This is a genomic window from Stenotrophomonas sp. STEN023 (assembly GCF_056760135.1).
The window spans coordinates 1-17,797 of record NZ_JBRREF010000064.1; the positions used below are offsets into that span (position 1 = coordinate 1).

Annotated in this window: 17 protein-coding genes and 1 tRNA gene; 10 read left to right on the forward strand and 8 right to left on the reverse strand. The window is 63.7% G+C overall.

Translation table 11 applies throughout. The features are described from left to right. Window positions 1–1,161: 1,161 nt before the first annotated feature. The 3 genes from ACVOLV_RS16185 to ACVOLV_RS16195 all read right to left on the reverse strand — a co-directional run bounded on the left by ACVOLV_RS16185 (window position 1,162) and on the right by ACVOLV_RS16195 (window position 2,878). Window positions 1,162–1,389, reverse strand: coding sequence for a hypothetical protein (locus tag ACVOLV_RS16185; protein WP_481555277.1), 228 nt, complete (start codon window positions 1,387–1,389; stop codon window positions 1,162–1,164). 71 nt (window positions 1,390–1,460) lie between these two features. Next, the gene (locus tag ACVOLV_RS16190; RefSeq protein ID WP_481555278.1) at window positions 1,461–2,639 is read right to left on the reverse strand and encodes a tyrosine-type recombinase/integrase; all 1,179 of its coding nucleotides are present in this window, start codon (window positions 2,637–2,639) and stop codon (window positions 1,461–1,463) included. 162 nt (window positions 2,640–2,801) lie between these two features. After that, a tRNA-Arg gene (locus tag ACVOLV_RS16195) sits at window positions 2,802–2,878 on the reverse strand. Between the two features lie 127 nt (window positions 2,879–3,005). On the opposite strand from ACVOLV_RS16195, the gene ubiA reads away from it, so the two are divergent. Further along, entirely contained in the window at window positions 3,006–3,899 is an 894-nt protein-coding gene (ubiA, locus tag ACVOLV_RS16200; RefSeq protein WP_481555279.1) for a 4-hydroxybenzoate octaprenyltransferase, read from the forward strand. Between the two features lie 158 nt (window positions 3,900–4,057). Here the strand turns inward: ubiA and ACVOLV_RS16205 are convergent, their stop codons facing one another. Continuing rightward, complete coding sequence (locus tag ACVOLV_RS16205; protein ID WP_481555280.1) at window positions 4,058–4,639, reverse strand: HdeD family acid-resistance protein; 582 nt, start codon at window positions 4,637–4,639, stop codon at window positions 4,058–4,060. A 144-nt stretch (window positions 4,640–4,783) separates the two neighbouring features. Continuing rightward, complete coding sequence (locus ACVOLV_RS16210) at window positions 4,784–5,485, reverse strand: ComF family protein (RefSeq protein WP_481555281.1); 702 nt, start codon at window positions 5,483–5,485, stop codon at window positions 4,784–4,786. Window positions 5,486–5,558: 73 nt separating this feature from the next. Here ACVOLV_RS16210 and bioB point away from each other — a divergent pair, with 73 nt between their 5' ends. From bioB to bioC, 4 genes are all read left to right on the forward strand, one after another. Then, window positions 5,559–6,587: a biotin synthase BioB gene (bioB, locus tag ACVOLV_RS16215; RefSeq protein ID WP_481508107.1), complete on the forward strand. Its 1,029-nt coding sequence runs from the start codon at window positions 5,559–5,561 to the stop codon at window positions 6,585–6,587. Between the two features lie 90 nt (window positions 6,588–6,677). Further along, entirely contained in the window at window positions 6,678–7,886 is a 1,209-nt protein-coding gene (gene bioF, locus ACVOLV_RS16220; protein ID WP_481555282.1) for an 8-amino-7-oxononanoate synthase, read from the forward strand. A 17-nt stretch (window positions 7,887–7,903) separates the two neighbouring features. Next, window positions 7,904–8,671 (forward strand): pimeloyl-ACP methyl ester esterase BioH, encoded by a 768-nt coding sequence (gene bioH, locus ACVOLV_RS16225; RefSeq protein ID WP_481555283.1) that lies wholly within the window; start codon window positions 7,904–7,906, stop codon window positions 8,669–8,671. Window positions 8,672–8,770: 99 nt separating this feature from the next. Continuing rightward, entirely contained in the window at window positions 8,771–9,658 is an 888-nt protein-coding gene (gene bioC / locus ACVOLV_RS16230) for a malonyl-ACP O-methyltransferase BioC (RefSeq protein WP_481555284.1), read from the forward strand. A gap of 176 nt (window positions 9,659–9,834) precedes the next feature. Here the strand turns inward: bioC and ACVOLV_RS16235 are convergent, their stop codons facing one another. The 3 genes from ACVOLV_RS16235 to ACVOLV_RS16245 are packed head-to-tail and all read right to left on the reverse strand — an operon-like array spanning window position 9,835 to window position 11,860. After that, the gene (locus tag ACVOLV_RS16235; RefSeq protein ID WP_481555285.1) at window positions 9,835–10,263 is read right to left on the reverse strand and encodes a ketosteroid isomerase-related protein; all 429 of its coding nucleotides are present in this window, start codon (window positions 10,261–10,263) and stop codon (window positions 9,835–9,837) included. A gap of 29 nt (window positions 10,264–10,292) precedes the next feature. Next, window positions 10,293–10,913: a YdcF family protein gene (locus tag ACVOLV_RS16240; protein ID WP_481555286.1), complete on the reverse strand. Its 621-nt coding sequence runs from the start codon at window positions 10,911–10,913 to the stop codon at window positions 10,293–10,295. Next, window positions 10,898–11,860: a pyridoxal-phosphate dependent enzyme gene (locus ACVOLV_RS16245; protein ID WP_481555287.1), complete on the reverse strand. Its 963-nt coding sequence runs from the start codon at window positions 11,858–11,860 to the stop codon at window positions 10,898–10,900. Before ACVOLV_RS16245 ends, ACVOLV_RS16240 begins: the two co-directional genes overlap by 16 nt. 143 nt (window positions 11,861–12,003) lie before the next feature. On the opposite strand from ACVOLV_RS16245, the gene ACVOLV_RS16250 reads away from it, so the two are divergent. The 5 genes from ACVOLV_RS16250 to ACVOLV_RS16270 all read left to right on the forward strand — a co-directional run bounded on the left by ACVOLV_RS16250 (window position 12,004) and on the right by ACVOLV_RS16270 (window position 17,680). After that, the gene (locus ACVOLV_RS16250; protein ID WP_481555288.1) at window positions 12,004–12,651 is read left to right on the forward strand and encodes a hypothetical protein; all 648 of its coding nucleotides are present in this window, start codon (window positions 12,004–12,006) and stop codon (window positions 12,649–12,651) included. Window positions 12,652–13,142: 491 nt separating this feature from the next. Beyond that, window positions 13,143–15,032 (forward strand): tRNA uridine-5-carboxymethylaminomethyl(34) synthesis enzyme MnmG, encoded by a 1,890-nt coding sequence (gene mnmG / locus ACVOLV_RS16255; RefSeq protein ID WP_481555289.1) that lies wholly within the window; start codon window positions 13,143–13,145, stop codon window positions 15,030–15,032. A gap of 226 nt (window positions 15,033–15,258) precedes the next feature. Further along, window positions 15,259–16,077, forward strand: coding sequence for a nucleotidyltransferase domain-containing protein (locus ACVOLV_RS16260; RefSeq protein WP_481555290.1), 819 nt, complete (start codon window positions 15,259–15,261; stop codon window positions 16,075–16,077). A 64-nt stretch (window positions 16,078–16,141) separates the two neighbouring features. Further along, a complete protein-coding gene (locus ACVOLV_RS16265) occupies window positions 16,142–16,681 on the forward strand; it encodes a gamma carbonic anhydrase family protein (RefSeq protein WP_303750089.1) in 540 nt (179 codons plus the stop codon). Window positions 16,682–16,759: 78 nt separating this feature from the next. Then, window positions 16,760–17,680 (forward strand): DUF2167 domain-containing protein, encoded by a 921-nt coding sequence (locus ACVOLV_RS16270; protein ID WP_481555291.1) that lies wholly within the window; start codon window positions 16,760–16,762, stop codon window positions 17,678–17,680. The last annotated feature ends 117 nt before the right edge of the window (window positions 17,681–17,797 follow it).

Here is a 17,797-nt window from a genome sequence, read left to right on the forward strand (position 1 = left end):
TACAACCCGACACGGCGACACGGTTCCAATGGCGGCCTGTCCCCGATAGAGTTTGAACGGCAGTACGCACTAAACGGCTGAAGAGTGTCTACAAAAGCCTGGGCGATTCACTAGATCTTCAATAGGCGGTCCCAAGCGTCCTTTTTTCTGCCAAATCCATAGCTGTCCGAATGCTGCCTTTGTGGCACGCCTCGATTTTAGGGTGGCTATATCCAGCTAACAAGCCGACGTGTAACCGGACCCGGAGTAGGCTCGGCGAGCGCTCCCAACCCAGATGGATCAGACGTGCAAATGTCCGCTTTGGGTCGTATGAGGCCCTTGCGGCCAAAGCGAATATGCCCCCGAATGCCCACCGCGTACAAGATCGAGAGCGATTCAAAATACCGTCTACACAAAAACATGCACAGACTTTCCCGCGTTCAACCCTATTGCTCGCGAGGGCACGCTGGATATCCGCAGTTGTCTCGGATCACCGACAGCATCTTGCGTCCTATCAAAACCAGCTCTAGGGATCCCCCGAACAATCGATGCTGAGTGCTGGATTTCCGGCCCTGGCTGGGGGGCTGTAACGGCAGCTTCTGTGCCTATCCGCGCCTCACTCATCGTACCAACCTTCCTTGAATGGCACTTCCCCCATAGGCACCCAACAAATTCCGCCAGGTTGTCTGCGCGTTCGTACGAACTCCGCAAGGGCCAAAGCTGCAACGGCAGGTTTCAACGTACAGGCCAACGGAACACGAAACGGATCGCCTCCCATCTCTGTGATCAAGAACTCCGTACAACTCCCTCCGTCGTACGGAACCAGTCGATCCTGCAGAAGAAGTTCCAAGAAGAATCGGCCAGCACCTGGCTGCAGTATCGATAGGCAAGGACGCCCAGCAATGGAGAGCAGAGCTTGACCATTCCCTCCTTGCCGCCAGTAATTGGCGGGAGACAATAGAACAACATCAGCGATTTGTCGCGCAGTCGGCTCGACTATTCGAAGCAAGCCGTCTGGAGACTCATAGGTAAGTTCCATTGGTACCAATTCCTGATATCCATATGCATCGAGCTACTACAAGCATGCTCGAGTATATGATCTATCCGCTCATACTAGGGCGTGTATGCAGCCGGGAGCCGGCGCTCACAACACTTCATCAGGCGCACCGAGAAACAGGCTTATCAATTGGTTGGGGATGATTGGAAGTCTGAAACTGCAAGGAGACCTTGCGAACCGTCCTGGAAGGTATGGTCAACACAGAGCACACGATCACCACGAGTGAATTCCCAAACCTCGTCCAGACCCGGCCACTCGTCAATGATTTCAAACACGTGGTCGGAAATTCGCTTAGCATCGACCGGGCGGAACACGTCGACGCCCTCATTGACCAGCCGAACAAAAACAATCATCTAAAAACTCCGGTAGACCGTCGTTCGAACTGCGCCACGCGTCAACGCGGCATTGGGCACGAATCTATCTTTTAAGCTCTCAGTTTGTCCAAATAGTCTGCCCATTCCTGCATCATCTTGCGACGCTCGCCCAAGTGAGCAGTGCGGTTGTAGGCGCGTCCATTGGGGTCACGAACCGCATGAGCAAGCTGATGCTCGATGTAGTCGGGGCGGAACCCTAGTACCTCATCAAGAATAGTCCGCGCCATTGCACGGAACCCATGCCCCGTCATGGTTTTTGAGTCAAACCCCATCCGGCGTATGGCCGCGTTTATCGTGTTCTCGCTCATCGGACGTCCTTTGCCATGAAGGCTCGGGAAAACGTACTGGCCTCGTGCGGTGAGAGGGCGCAGCTCAGTGAGAACTTCAATTGCTTGCTTGGACAACGGAACAATGTGGGGTGTGTTGGTCTTGGTAGCGACATACCGCCACTCCGCTGCTTCAAGGTCGATATCTGCCCAGCGTGCGCTACGCAGCTCGCCGGGGCGAGGAAATAGCAAGGGTGAGAGCTTCAGCGCGGCGGTTACTATGGCACTACCTTCGTACCCCCAGATCGCACGTAGAAGCGGTGCAACCGCGGATGGCTCCGTCAAGCTAGCGAAGTGCTTCGTTTGCGGCGCTTCCAACGCGCCGATCAGGTCAACAGCAGGATTTCGCTCTGCCCTACCTGTAGCGATTGCGTACCGGAAAACCATTCCTGCAATGCCACGGGCTCGATGCGCCGTCTCCACTGCCCCCCTCTTCTCCATCTTTCGCAGCACTGCAAGCAGTTCGACGGCGGAAATTTCATTGATCGGCCTATCACCAATGTAAGGATTGAGATCCTTCTCAATGATCCTTCCGTTCCTTACAGCCGTAGATTTCGCGTTCTTCTTGGTTCGCATAGCGAGAAGCTCCAGCGCAATCGCACCAAAGCTGTTCTCAGAGCCTCCGCTGCGAACCAGCTTTTCGAGCTTCCGCTGCTCGCCAGGGTCAATGCCGTTAGCCAAGGTCTTTCGTGCCGCCATGTGCTTCTCACGGGCTTCAGCCAAGCTCACCTCGGGGTATGAACCCAAGGCCAGCCGCTTTTCCTTTCCAGCAACGCGATACTTCCACCGCCACAGCTTGCCACCCGAAGGGCTGACCTCGAGGTAGAGCCCTCCGCCATCGAAGAGTCGCTGGGGCTTCTCGGCAGGTTTGGCTTTACGTACTTGGATGTCAGTCAGGGCCATTGGGGGCATTTCCGTATTTCGGGGGTCGGGATGCCCCCGAAGTTGCCCCCGGATGACCCGGATTGCAATAGATGCCCCCGGACCTGATTGGACTACGGATAAAGAAAAACCCCAGATTTCTCTGGGGTTTTGGACATCCTGAGACATGCTCGGACTTCAATCTGGCGCGCCCGGAGGGATTCGAACCCCCGACCAATGGCTTCGGAAGCCACTACTCTATCCGGCTGAGCTACGGGCGCATTGTGCTCCGGCCGGCTGAGCCGGGCGGACGCGCATTCTAACGGCAAAAGCATCCGCAGGTCTGCCCCCACCCATGGATCGCTGCAGTTGGGCAGGAAAATCCGGCCCAGCTGTTAACCTTTACGCATGAGCCGTCTCCCAACTACACCGTCCACCGCAGCTGGCACTTCGCGGTTCGGGCACTACTGGAAATTGATGCGCGCCGACCGCCCGATCGGCACCCTGCTGCTGCTGTGGCCCACCTGGTGGGCGCTGTGGCTGGCCGCCGACGGCCTGCCGCCGCTGTGGATACTGTTCGTGTTCAGCGCCGGCGTCTGGCTGACCCGCTCGGCCGGCTGCGTGATCAACGACTACGCCGACCGCTGGCTGGACCCGCACGTCAAACGCACCAAGGACCGACCGCTGGCCACCGGGGCGATCTCCGGCCGCGCGGCGCTGCTGCTGTTCGCCGGCTTGATGCTGGTCGCATTCGCGCTGGTGCTGACCCTGAATGCCTTGACCATAGCGCTGAGCTTCATCGGCGTGTTCCTCGCCGCCAGCTATCCCTACCTGAAGCGCTACACGCATCTGCCGCAGGTATACCTGGGCATGGCCTTCGGCTGGGGCATCCCGATGGCCTTCGCCGCCATCCAGGGCGAAGTGCCGCCACTGGGCTGGGTGCTGTACGCCGCCAACATCCTCTGGTCCACCGCCTACGACACCTGGTACGCCATGGTCGACCGCGACGATGACCTGAAGGTGGGCTCGCATTCCACCGCCATCCTGTTCGGCGATCTGGACCTGGTGATCCAGGGCATCCTGTACGCGCTGTTCTTCGCTGCGATGGCGTTGGTGGGGCAGCGCGCGGAGCTGGGCTGGGCGTATTGGGCCGGTATCGGCGTGGCGATGGCCTTGGTGGTTTACGAGTTCTGGCTATGCCGCGACCGCGAGCGTGAGCCTTGCTTCAAGGCCTTCCTGCACAACAACTGGGTCGGCGCGGTGTTGTTCGCCGGCATCGTCGCCAGCCAGTATCTGGATTGAAGAAACGGCCCGCGATGCGGGCCGTTTCGTTGTTGCTGTACCGTTGACCCTTTGTAGGAGCGGCGTAAGCCGCGAAGCCCACAATGTCGGATGGCGCAGTCTTTCTTGGATCTGATGGACTATCTGCTTCGCGGCTTACGCCGCTCCTACAAACAGCATTAGACCGCGCCGATGGACTTGCCCAGCGAGCGCAGGCGGAACGCTGCAACTATCTGCAGCACGCCGTAGATCAAGGCCAGCACGCCGATCCACAGCGAAGTCACTGCCAGGCCCGCAATCGGGTTGAGTGCGAACATCACGCCCAAGGCCACTGCCAGCAGACCGCTGACGATCAGCATCCACTCACCCGTGATCTGCTTGCGCACGCGGATGGCGAAGACGATGCGGTAGATGCCGCCCACCACCAGCCAAGCGGCCAGGAACAGCAGCAGCACGCTGGCCGTTGCCAGCGGGTTGATCACCGCCAGCACACCAAAACCGATTGATGCCAGCGCATAGAACAATGCCCAGCCACGCGAGACCGGTGCCGAGCCATTGAAGGCTGATACCAATACCACCACGCCTTCAACGATGGCCATGATGCCCAGCCACCACGCCAGAACAGCGGCGGTACGCACCGGCGCCATCACTGCCAGCACGCCAAAAATCACTGCAAACAGGCCGAACAGCAGCAGCACCCACCAGTTGCGCGTCAATGTGCCAAACAGCGATCCAGCAGGAAAACCCGGGGAAGCACCCATGTCTGTCTCCTCATGTTGAACAGGTGTAAAGGCCTTTCAATCCCAGTCTAGGCCCATAGCCGTAGTAATGGCATGTAGAGATGACATCCGCTAATTCAAGCCAGTTGCAACGCAGGCCCAGGCTTGCAATCACACCGACGGCAATCACGGCACCCGCGCGCAGACCCAGGCATCCACCCGCTGCACGCCGGCGCGGTGCAGGGTGAGCGCCGCAGCGTGCAAGGTGGCGCCGGTGGTCATCACGTCATCCAGCAGCACCACATGTGCGGGCACCTGCCCCACCGCAATGAAGGCGCCACGCAGATTGCGTTTGCGCTCCACTGCATCCAGCTCCGATTGCGGCTGGGTGGAACGGCGCCGATGCAGACCCCGGCACAGTGGCAGCTGCAGCGCGCGCGCCACCGGCTTGGCCAGTTCCCAGGCCTGGTCATAACCGCGCTGGCGCAGCCGTGACAGGTGCAGCGGTACCGGCACGATCGCCTGCGGGCGCTCGGCCTCGCGCACCGCCTCCAGCAACAAGCTCGACAACAGCCGCCCGGCGCTGAGGTCATGGTGAAATTTGAACCGCAGCAACAAACCGTCAATCGGCGCGCGATAGGTAAAGGCCGCCAGCACCGACTGCAGGGGCGAGCTTGATCGCTGGCAGGTGCCGCATAGCCCCTCCGCATCAGCGCCTGGCAACGGCAGCGCGCAACGCCGGCAAGCAGCCCGCTGCCATGGCAATCCAGCGCTGCAGGCCAGGCACAGATCCCGCCCCGGCACGCCGTCCTCGCCGCAGACCAGGCAGCGCGGTGGGAACAGCAAGGCCGACAGCCGCCCCCCGACCCTGTAAACCAGACTCTTCATTTGATGGTTGACAGCAATGTGTATGCTGACCAGACTGCGCCGCTTCCATCGCCCCATCTGTCAGGTAACACCGATGTCCACCGTCATCCGCCACGACTGGAAGCGCGAAGAGCTGCTGTCCCTGCTCGAACTGCCCTTCCCCGAGCTGCTGCACCGCGCAGCCAGCGTGCATCGCCAGCACTTCGACCCGGCGCAGGTACAGGTTTCCACCCTGCTCTCGGTCAAGACCGGCGGTTGCCCGGAAGACTGCGCCTACTGCCCGCAGGCCCAGCGCTACGACACCGGCGTGGACGCGCAGAAGCTGATGGACACCGACAGCGTGGTGGCCCGCGCCCGCGCCGCCAAGCAGGCCGGCGCCTCGCGCTTCTGCATGGGTGCAGCCTGGCGCTCGCCCAAGGACCGTGACATCCCCAAGGTCGCGGCGATGATCCGCGAGGTGAAGTCGCTGGGTCTGGAGACCTGCGCCACCCTGGGCATGCTTGAAGGCCACCAGGCACAGGCGCTGAAGGACGCAGGGCTGGACTACTACAACCACAATCTGGACACCGCGCCGGATTACTACGACTCCATCATCCATACCCGCCAGTACCAGGACCGCCTGGATACGCTGGAACACGTGCGCAACGCCGGCATGAAAACCTGCTGTGGCGGCATCGTCGGCATGGGCGAGACCCGCGAGCACCGCGCCGGCCTGCTGCAGGCGCTGGCCAACCTGCCGGCGCACCCGGATTCGGTGCCGATCAACCGCCTGGTGCAGGTTGCCGGTACCCCTCTGCACGGCAGCGCCGAGCTCGATCCGTTCGAGTTCGTGCGCATGATCGCGGTGGCCCGCATCGTGATGCCGCGCTCGATGGTGCGGTTGTCGGCCGGCCGCGAAAGCATGAGTGACGAGCTGCAGGCGCTGTGCTTCCTGGCTGGCGCCAACTCCATCTTCTACGGCGAAAAGCTGCTGACCACCGGCAACCCGGACACCGAGCGCGACCAGGCCCTGTTCGCCCGCCTCGGCATCAGCCCGATGCAGGTATCCGTGGACGCCGACGACCACGACCACCCCGGCACGGTGCACCTGGATATCGCCCCGCTCTGCGCCCGCAGCGCCTGATCTGGCTGGCGCCCCGCCCGCGGGGCGCCGCTTGGGCATTCTTACAGGCAACCGGGTACGCTAGCCGCCCGCTTGACCATGAACCTTGCCATGGCCCGTCCTGACATCCACGACCGCATCCACGCCCAGCGCAAGCTGCGGCTTGCCCAGGGCCGCATCCGCACCCGGCGCAGCATCAGCCGCCGTGACGGGGTGCGATTGGAGCTGGACGGCCGCTGGTTGACCGGCTTCTGCAGCAACGACTACCTCGGCCTGTCGCAACAGTTCGAGGTGATCGCCGCGCTGCAGGACGCCGCCGGCCGCGAAGGCGCCGGCAGCACCGCCTCGCACCTGGTCTGTGGCCACCACAGCGTGCACGAGCAGCTCGAACGCGAGATGGCCGACTGGCTCGGCTACCCGCGCGCCCTGCTGTTCGACAGCGGCTTCATGGCCAACCTCGCCGTGCAGCAGGCGCTGCTGAGCGAAGAAACCGATATCTGCGTGCAGGACCGGCTCAACCACGCCAGCCTGCTCGATGCCAGCCGCCTGGCCGGCTGCCGCCTGCGCCGCTATCCACACCTGGACAGCGAAGGCGCCATGCGCCAGCTCAAGAACACCGCCGACGGCGCCGCCATGCTGGTCACCGACGGTGTCTTCAGCATGGATGGCGATATCGCCCCGCTGCGCTCGCTGTCGCTGGTGGCACGCATGCAGGAGGCGCTGTTCTATGTGGACGACGCCCACGGCATTGGCGTGATCGGCGAACATGGCCGCGGCTGCGTGGCCGATGCCGGCCTTGGCGTGAAGGAGGTTCCGCTGCAGCTGGCTACCCTGGGCAAAGCACTTGGTAGCCACGGCGCAGTGGTTGTGGGCGAAGACGCGCTGATCCAGCACCTGGCCGAAACCGCACGCCCTTACATCTACACCACCGCCCTGCCACCGGCACAGGCTGCCGCCTCGCTGGCGGCAGTGAAGCTGGCCCGCCGCGACCATTGGCGCCGCGAAAAACTGACTGAATTGATCGCCAGCTTCCGCGAGGGCGCGCGCCGCCACGGGTTGGAGCTGATGGCCTCGGAAACCCCGATCCAACCGCTGCTGTGCGGCGACGAAGCGACGGTGATGGCCTTGTCGGCGACGCTGGAGCAGTCCGGCTTCCTGGTCAGTGCGATCCGCCCGCCGACCGTGCCCGAAGGCAAGGCGCGCCTGCGCGTGACCATGTCGGCGCTGCATACCGTCGAGCAGGTCAAGGCACTGGTGGACGCCATCGCCAAGGCCCGCGATGTGGTGCTGTACCAGAAGTCCCTGAACACTGTTGCCTGAGAACCGGTTGTAACGCCATGCATATCGAAGTCACCGGCAGCGGCCCGGCATTGGTCCTGATCCACGGCTGGGCATTGCATGGCGGCATCTTCGCGCCACTGGTGGAACGGCTGGCGCCGCACTTCGAGCTGCATGTGGTCGACCTACCCGGGCATGGCCATAGCCGCGACGACGCCACGCCCTTGCGCCTGCCGTACCTGGTCAACGCCATCGCCAGCGCCACCCCGGCCGCGGTGTGGTGCGGCTGGTCGCTGGGCGGGCTGGCCGCCCTGCACGGCGCCGCCACATTGCCGCAGGTGCGTGGGCTGGCAATGCTGGCAGCCACGCCGCGCTTCGTCCGCGATGCGGATTGGCCCAATGCAGTGGAACCGGTGGTGTTCGAGCAGTTCGGCCGTGATCTGGAACAGGATTACCGCGGCACCCTGGAGCGCTTTCTCGCCCTGGACGTGATGGGCTCGCAGCACGCCCGCAGCGAACTGCGCACCCTGCGCGATGCGCTGGTCGAACGCGGCGAACCGGCCCCCCGCGCCCTGCACGAAGGCCTGACCCTGCTTGAGCGTAGTGACCTGCGTGGCAGTCTGCCCAGCTTGAACAAGCCCGGCCTGTGGATAGGCGGCCAGCGCGACCGCCTGGTGCCGTCCAAGGCCATGCACCAGGCCGCCGCATTGGCGCCGGCAGGCCTGCACAGCGCCCACACCATCGAAGGTGGCGGCCACGCGCCTTTCCTTGGCCATGCCGATCACGTTGCCGGGCTGCTGCAACAGTTTGTTGCTGGCTGCGCGTGAGCGGTTACGCGGCCATTCGCGCTGGCTGGCCGATGATGTCGTCGGTTGCCTGAGCACAGCAGCGCTTCCCATCCTGAATTACGAATCCGAATCACCGCCATGCCTTCTCTGTTCGACCCCAAACACGTCCGCCGCGCCTTCTCGCGCGCCGCCAGCAGCTACCGCGCCGCCGCCGTGCTGCAGCAGGAAGTAGCCAAGCGTCTGCTGGAGTCGTTGGACTATCTGGAAGACCGGCAACCGCAGGTGGTGTTGGACGTCGGCAGCGGCCCGGCCCACGCCACCGCAGCGATGAAGAAGCGTTGGCCGAAGGCGCAGGTGATCGCGCTGGACCTGGCCCTGCCAATGCTGGCCGAAGCCAAGAAGCAGGCCGGCTGGTGGCGCCCGTTCTCACGCGTCTGCGCCGACGCCCGCGCCCTGCCGCTGGCCGACAACAGTGTGGACGTGATCTACAGCAACCTGTGCCTGCAGTGGGTGGAAGACCTGCCGGCGGTATTTGCCGGCTTCCGCCGCGTGCTCAAGCCCAATGGCCTGCTGGTCTGTTCCACGTTTGCGCATGACACGCTGGTGGAGCTGCGCCAGGCCTTTGCGCAGGCCGATGACACCTCGCATGTCAGCCATTTCGTGCAGATCGCCCAGTTCGGCGACGCCTTGATGATGGCCGGCTTCCGCGATCCGGTGTTGGACCGCGACATGTTCACCCTGACCTACGACGACCTGCCGACGCTGATGCGCGAACTCAAGGCGATCGGCGCCACCAACGCCATGCATAGCCGTCGCCATACCTTGACCGGCCGCAGCCGTTTTGCGGCTGCACGCGATGCTTACGAGCCGCTGCGGCGCGCGGACGGCAAGCTGCCGAGCAGCTGGGAAGTGGTGTACGCGCACGCCTGGGCGCCGGCACCGGGCGCGCCGATTCGCGAGCAAGGACAGGATGTGGCGAGCGTGCCGCTGTCGGCGATTCCGATTCGGCGGAAGACGACGGAGTAAGGATCCGGGGAAGCTTGCGGGAGAGGATGCCGAAGGCAGGAGAGGGGAAGCGGCGAAGCCGCCAAGCTCAGGCAACTTCAGATTGCAGGCCAGCCAAGCTACCAGCATTACCAGCTTCGCGGCTTACGCCGCTCCCACAAGAAGCAGAAAGCAGAAAGCAAAAAAGCGCGGTGTTGCTACGCGCCCGCTACCTGCGTGATCCAGTCCTGCAGGTTGTAGTAGTTGCTGACGCGGCTGATCTTGCCGTCGCGCAGGTCGAAGAACGCGCCACCCGGCAATACGTAGCGCTGCCCTTGTGCCGGCGGCAGGCCTTCATCGGTGTGGTGATACTCGCCGTGCACCACGTACTCGGCCGCTACCCGCAGGCCGTCATCGCTGGCCATCACCACCACATCGTGCAGCTGCTCGCGGTAGCTGGCTTCCATGCGCTGCAGGAACACAGCAAACACAGCGCGGCCGGTTTCACGCGGACCTTGGTTCAAGTCATGCGCCACGTCTTCGCTCAGGCAGGCCAGCATGCCCGCCCAGTCGCCACGATTGAACGCCGCGTAGTACGCAGTCACCAGTGCCACGGCCTGCTGCCGCGAAGATTCATTGCCAGACATTACTTTCCCCTCGAAGCCGACAACACCGCTCAAGCCCCTTTTACGAACAGGTCGCGGTGGAAGAAATAAACCTCCTGCAGCAGGAAACGCCAGCTGGTATGGAAGCTGCGGAAACGCGTACTCGGCGTCGACGATGCCAGCGCATCGATGCCCAGCTCCCTGGACAGGCGCAGCGCGCGTGCCATGTGCAGCGGGTCGCTGACCACGATCACCTTGTGCATGTCGTGCTTCAGCATCACCTGCTTGGCCTCGACCAGGTTCTGGCGGGTGGTGCGCGAGCGGGTTTCGATCAGGATGTCCTTGCCCGGAACCTTCTGCTTCAACGCGTAACGCCGCGCCACCTGCGACTCGGAGAAACGCGCGCCCGCGCCACCGAAGCCACCAGTGAAAATCAACTTGGGCGCATAACCCTGCTGGTACAGATCCAGGCCATGGCGGATGCGCTCTTCGAACACCGGCGACGGCTTGGCATCGTAGGCTGCGGCACCGAGCACGATGATGGCGTCGGCAGGCGCGGCCTGATCGCGGTCACCCACCCAGATGATCCATGCCGCCACACCCAGCAGCCACAGCAGCAACAACACACACAAGCGCCACACCCAACCCATCAGGCCCGTGCGTCGAACTGCTGACTTCATGCCTGCACCCATGGCAAGGCATCCAGGTCCACGTTGCCACCGGACAGCACCAAACCCACGCTGCGTCCGACAAAGCGCTGCGGCTGTGCCAGCACTGCGGCCAGAGTGATCGCCGAGGAAGGTTCAACGGTCTGCTTCATTACCTGCCAGATCAGCCGCATCGCGGCCACGGTATCGGCATCGTCCACGCTGATCACCTGCGCCGCACCGTGCAGCAGCTCGAAATTCGGCGCGCCCAGCGCACCGCGCAGGCCGTCGCAGAGCGTATCCGGCACGAAGTCGATCAGCCGCTCACCTGCCGCCAGTGAACGTGCGGTATCGGCGGCACCGGCAGGTTCGGCCAGCACCAGCTCGCAATTGGGCAACAACTGCTGCATCGCCAGCAGGCTGCCAGCGGCCAGGCCACCGCCGCCGACCGGCACCACCAGCACATCCAACTGGGTCCCGGCCTGGCGGATGAGTTCCAGCACGGCGGTGCCCTGCCCGGCGATTACCCGCGGGTCGGCGTAGGGATGGACCAGGGTTGCGCCGGTTTCGCGCTGCACGCGCAGGCACTCCGCCTCACGCGCAGCCTGGGTTGGTGCGCAGCGCCACAATGTGGCCTGGTTGCGCTCGATATTGGCCAGCTTGGCCGCCACCGCGCCTTCAGGCACCACCACATGACAGGGAATGCCGCGCGAGTGCGCCGCCAGCGCCAACGCTGCGCCGTGGTTGCCCGAGGAATGGGTCACCACACCGTGCCGGGCGTGCTCCACATCCAGCGACCACACCGCGTTGCAGGCCCCGCGGAACTTGAAAGCGCCACTGCGCTGCAGGTGTTCAGCCTTGAAATGCAGGCTGGCGCCGGCCAGCGCATCCAGCGCGCGCGCGCGCAGCACCGGGGTGACCGTCGCGTGGGCGGCAATACGTGCCGCCGCCGCCAGAACCTCGGCAAATCCGGGCAGGGGGAGTTCATTCATGCTCAAAGGTTAGCCCAGGCCCCGGCCCTGCGACCATCTCATCTGCGCACACGTTGTATGTTCAGCCATGTAGATGCGAATTAAGGGTCGATTCAACGCTGCGGCCCGAAGCTGGATGCCATACCCACCAGGGGGGACCTTTCATGATCAAGCGCCTGATTATTTCCACCGGCCTGTTGTTGGGCCTGTCCGGCTGCGCCTCGTACGACTACGTAGGCGGCGGCTCGGGCGGCTATTACCACGGCGCCCCCTCGGTGCAGTACAGCTATCCGTATGGCTACCCGAACAGTGGCTACGGTTATGGCGGCTACGGCGGTTATGGCTATGGCAGCGGCTATTACGGCTACGGCAACTACGGTTACCCGGTCTACCGGCCCAACTACAACCGCCCGCGCCCGCCCTATCACGGCAATGGTCCGCGTCCGCCGGGCAATGGCAATGGCAATGGCAACGGCCATGGTCCGCGCACGGGCGGTGGCGGCGACCACAACCATGGCGGCAACGGTCCACGTCCGCCGGGCAACGGCAATGGCGGTAACGACGGGCGCCCGACCCGGCCGCCACCGCCGGTCAATGGCGGCGGCAACAAGTCGCCGTGGCGCAACCTGGACAATCTGAGCCGCCCGCAGCCGCGCGCCAACAACCAGCCGATGCAGCGCGCCCAGCCCATGCAGCAGGCGATGCAGCGGCCCCAGCCCGCTGCTCGCCCGGCTATTCAGGCACGGCCGATGCCGGCCCGACAGCCGTCACAATCCCGGCAGCCGGGTGGCGTCCGTATCCAGGAACGATAAAAAGGTTGCAATTGGCGTAAATGCAGGCATTCTTTGTCCCACGGGTGACCGCTAACGTCGCATAGTGACCCAACCGGTCCCGCCCAGACAGTTCAATGTCGATGTCCGCCAGGAAATCTGGATCCCCCCTGTTCCGGCCCTGTCGGACATCGGCGCCTAAAAAGACAAAGCCCCGGCCTAGGCCGGGGCTTTGTCTTTTAACGCTTTCCCGCCAAGGCGGGCCCTGCTGGATTGCAAGGCCGGTAGTCCCCCGACTACCGGCCCCCTGCTACCCCAACGTACGCTTCGGTCGGCCCCTGTTCCAATTCCGACCTTGTTGCGCCTATGTCGCATGCCACGTTGGGTGCAATGTATTAACTGCAGGTTGCGTGCCAACTTTAGGGTTGATGCGTACCTGATTGCGGTTGGCGGTAAAATCACCACATACGCCGTCACACCGTGGGGAAATACCCATCCGACGGACTTCACACTTCTTGACCGATCTCACGCCCATGAGCGACTCCTTCTACCGTTACGACGTCATCGTCATTGGCGGCGGCCACGCTGGCACCGAAGCGGCACTGGCCGCAGCGCGCGGCGGTGCCCGCACCCTGCTGCTGACCCACAACGTCGAGACCGTCGGCGCGATGAGCTGCAACCCGGCCATCGGCGGCATCGGCAAGGGCCACCTGGTCAAGGAGATCGATGCGCTCGGCGGGGCGATGGCACATGCCGCCGACCGCGCCGGCATCCAGTGGCGCACGCTCAATGCCTCCAAGGGCCCGGCCGTACGCGCCACCCGCTGCCAGGCCGATCGCAACCTGTACCGGATGGCGATCCGCGGCATCGTCGAGGCGCAGCCGAACCTGACCGTGTTCCAGGCAGCGGTGGACGACCTGATCATTGAAGGCGACGCCGTGCGCGGTGCCATCACCCAGACCGGCCTGAGCTTTCATGCTGCTGCCGTGGTGCTCACTGCGGGCACCTTCCTGGCCGGCAAGATCCACATCGGCGAAACCCAGTACACCGCTGGTCGCATGGGCGACCCGCCGGCGACCACGCTGGCCGCACGCCTGCGCGAGCGCCCGTTCGTCATCGACCGCCTGAAGACCGGCACCCCGCCGCGCATCGACGGCCGCTCGCTGGACTACAGCGTGATGGACGAACAGCCCGGCGACGATCCGCTGCCGGTGATGTCCTACCTGGGCGATGTCAGCGAGCATCCGCAGCAGGTGAGCTGCTGGATCACCCATACCAGCGAGCGCACCCACGACATCATCCGTGGCGCCCTGCACCGCTCGCCGCTGTACAGCGGCCAGATCGAAGGCATCGGCCCGCGCTACTGCCCGTCGATCGAGGACAAGGTGGTGCGCTTCACCGAGAAGAACAGCCACCAGATCTTCGTCGAGCCGGAAGGCCTGGACGTGGTCGAGATCTATCCCAACGGCATCTCCACCTCGCTGCCGTTCGACGTGCAGCTGGAACTGGTGCGCAGCATCCGTGGTTTCGAGCAGGCGCATATCACCCGCCCCGGCTACGCCATCGAATACGACTTCTTCGACCCACGCGGCTTGAAGAACACGCTGGAGACCCGCCAGGTCAACGGCCTGTTCTTCGCCGGCCAGATCAACGGCACCACTGGTTACGAAGAAGCCGGTGCGCAGGGCCTGTTGGCCGGCATCAACGCCGCGCTGTTCGTGCAGGGCAAGGACGGCTGGTGCCCGCGTCGCGATGAAGCCTACATCGGCGTGCTGGTCGACGACCTGATCACCCACGGCACCAGCGAGCCCTACCGCATGTTCACCAGCCGCGCCGAATACCGGCTGCAGCTGCGCGAAGACAATGCCGACACCCGCCTGACGCCGAAAGGCCGCGAGCTGGGCCTGGTCGATGATCGCCGCTGGTCTGCGTTCGAAACCAAGCAGACCGCCGTTGCCAGCGAGAGCGCGCGCCTGCGTGGTATCTGGGCAACGCCGGGCAATGCATTGGGCCGCGAAGTCGCCGACGCCACCGGCGTGGCAGTCAGTCGTGAAACCAATGTGCTGGACCTGATCAAGCGCCCGGAACTGGATTACGCCAAGTTGATGCAGGTGCCGTCGCTTGGGCCCGGGGTTGAAGATGCGCGCGTGGCCGAGCAGGTGGAAATCAGCGTCAAGTACGCCGGCTATCTGGACCGCCAACGCGATGAGATCGAGCGCCAGCAGCGGCATGAGAACACCGTGATTGTTGAAGGTTTCGACTTTGCTTCGGTGCGTGGTTTGTCGGCCGAAGCACTGCAGAAGCTGGAGCGGGTGCGCCCGCAGACGATTGGTCAGGCGCAGCGTATTCCGGGGATGACGCCGGCAGCAATTTCCTTGTTGCTGGTGCACCTGGAGCGGGCGCGACGCGGCAAGGTGGCTTGAGGTTCTGATTGGGGTTGGTGGTGGCGGGAGCTTAGAAGCTTTACCCCTCCCCAACCCTCCCCTTGGCTGCGCCAAAGGGAGGGGGCAGAAGCGGCGCCCCGCCATCTGAAAGAACACGCGAAACAGCCCCCTCCCTTGCGCCGAAGGCGGAGGGGAGGGCTGGGCAGGGGTGCCTTTCGCGCGCGCCCTGACTAGACTGCGGCTCCCGCTACAGGAGCCGCAGAATATGGACATTCATCCGATCGACCCGGAAAAACGCCAAGCCGTACTCGCTGCGCTGGAGCAGATCGAACGCCAGCACGACGTACGCGTATTGATGGCCTGCGAATCCGGCAGCCGCGGCTGGGGATTCTCGTCGCCGGACAGCGACTATGATGCCCGCTTCATCTATGTCCATCGCCAGCCCTGGTACCTGAGTGTCAATGAACGGACCGGCCCTGGCGAAGCACAACGCGATGTAATCGAGCTCCCCATCGATGACGAGCTGGACATCAGCGGCTGGGACCTGCGCAAAGCATTGCGCCTGGTCTCCAAATCCAACCCAACCCTGTCCGAATGGCTGCGCTCACCAATCCACTATCGCGGTGACGCTCAGGCCATCTCAGAACTGCAAGCCGCGGTGCAGCAGTTTCACTCACCCCTGGGCGGCTGGTGGCATTACTTCAACATGGCCAGCGCCAATCATCGCGGCTATCTGAAAGGTGATCGTGTGCGCACCAAAAAATATCTGTACGTCCTGCGCCCGCTACTCGCCTGCCAGTGGATAGAAAATGAGCCCTCGCCGCCGCCCATGGCGTTCGAGAATCTGCTTGATCGCCTGCTTCCCGAAGGTGAAGTACGTACCGCCATCGATCAACTATTGACGGTAAAGCGACGTAGCGCGGAGGTTGCTGATGGCCCACGTATTGCTGCGATCAGCGACTACATCGACATCGAACTCGAACGCCGTAGCAGCACGCCGCCCTTACTTGCCGCAGGCACGGGTGACGCCAACGCACTGGACGAGCTGTTCAGACAAATGCTGACTGCACACGCACCTCGCTGAAGCTGCCGACAGAGCAACTACGACTATGATGTTGCCTGCCAAATACGTCCTCCAAGGCTCCACCATGCCCGCACTGCGCCCCTTCCTGGATAAAACCCCCACTCTCGGTGAGCGCGTCTATATCGACGAGGCCTGCACCATCATCGGTGATGTGCAGATTGGCGATGATGCCTCGGTGTGGCCGGGCACGGTGATCCGCGGTGATGTGAACTACGTGCGCATCGGTGCACGCACCAATGTGCAGGACGGCACCATCATCCATGTCAGCCACGACAGCCCCTACAACAAGGGCGGCTACCCGACGTTGATCGGCGAAGGCGTCACCGTCGGCCATGGCTGCATCATCCACGCCTGCACGATCGGCGATTACTGCCTGATCGGCATGGGCGCCTGCATCCTCGATGGCGCGGTGATTGAAGCCAACGCCTTCATCGCCGCCGGTGCGGTGGTCGGGCCGGGCAAGGTGGTGCGCAGCGGCGAATTGTGGGCTGGCAATCCGGCGCGCCTGATGCGCCAGCTCAGCGAGAAGGATATCGAGGGCCTGCGCTATTCGGCCGACCACTACGTCAGGGTCAAGGATCAGTACCGCGGCATGCAGGGCTGAGCCTGCAGGCATTGTCGGCAACCACCTTGCGGGTGCACACTGCCGGCCCTGGCGTGGGGACGCCTTCGAGGGTTTGACATGAAGTCGATGAAAATCGTGGCGCAGCGCCTGTTGGCTGCTGTGGCACTGTTGTGTGTGGTTTCCTTTGCCGCCTCCGCCCAGGACGCTGCCCAGGAAGAACAGGGCATCAGCGCGGAACAGTTCGAGCAGTCGCTGCAGTTCCGCAGCGGGCAGATCGAGGTGCCCGAGGCACGGGCCCACTTCAATTTGAATGACGAGTTCCGCTATCTGGACAAGGCCGATGCGCGCCGCGTGCTGGAAGACATGTGGGGCAATCCGCCGGATGACAGCGTGCTCGGCATGATCGTGCCGCGCAGCCCGGGCTTGAACGAACAGGGCAGCTGGGCCGTGGTGGTGACCTGGTCCGACGATGGCTACGTGTCGGACGAAGATGCCAGCAAGATCGACTATGACGATCTGCTCAAGACCATGCAGGCCGATACCCGCGACAGCAACCCGGAACGCATCAAGGCAGGCTACGGCTCGCTCGACCTGGTCGGCTGGGCGGTACCGCCGCGTTACGAAGCCGGCAGCAAGAAGCTCTATTGGGCGCGCGAGCTGGCCTTCAACGACCAGCCCGATCACACGCTCAATTACGACATCCGCGTGCTCGGCCGGCATGGCTACCTGAGCTTGAATGCCGTTTCCGGGATGACCGAACTGGCAACCGTGCGCGACGGCATGGACAAACTGCTGCCGCTGGCCGAGTTCGACCAGGGCGCGCGTTACGCCGACCACAACCCCAGCACCGACAAGGTCGCTGCCTATGGCGTGGCTACGCTGATCGGCGGTGGCCTGGCGGCCAAGGCGGGCCTGTTCGCCAAGCTCGGCCTGCTGTTGGCCAAGTTCTGGAAGCTGCTGCTGATCGGCGTGCTGTTCCTCGGCGGCGCGATCAGGAAGCTGTTCGTGCGCGGCGACAACAACCGCACCGTGCGCTGACGCCAGCCTCACCCAGCCCATCATTTCCTGGATGGGCTGGGTTTTCGCGCTGCCGCCAGCTAAAGTCGGCACTCTGATAGGGACGTAGCAGAGACACGAATGCCACAGGCATCCGTC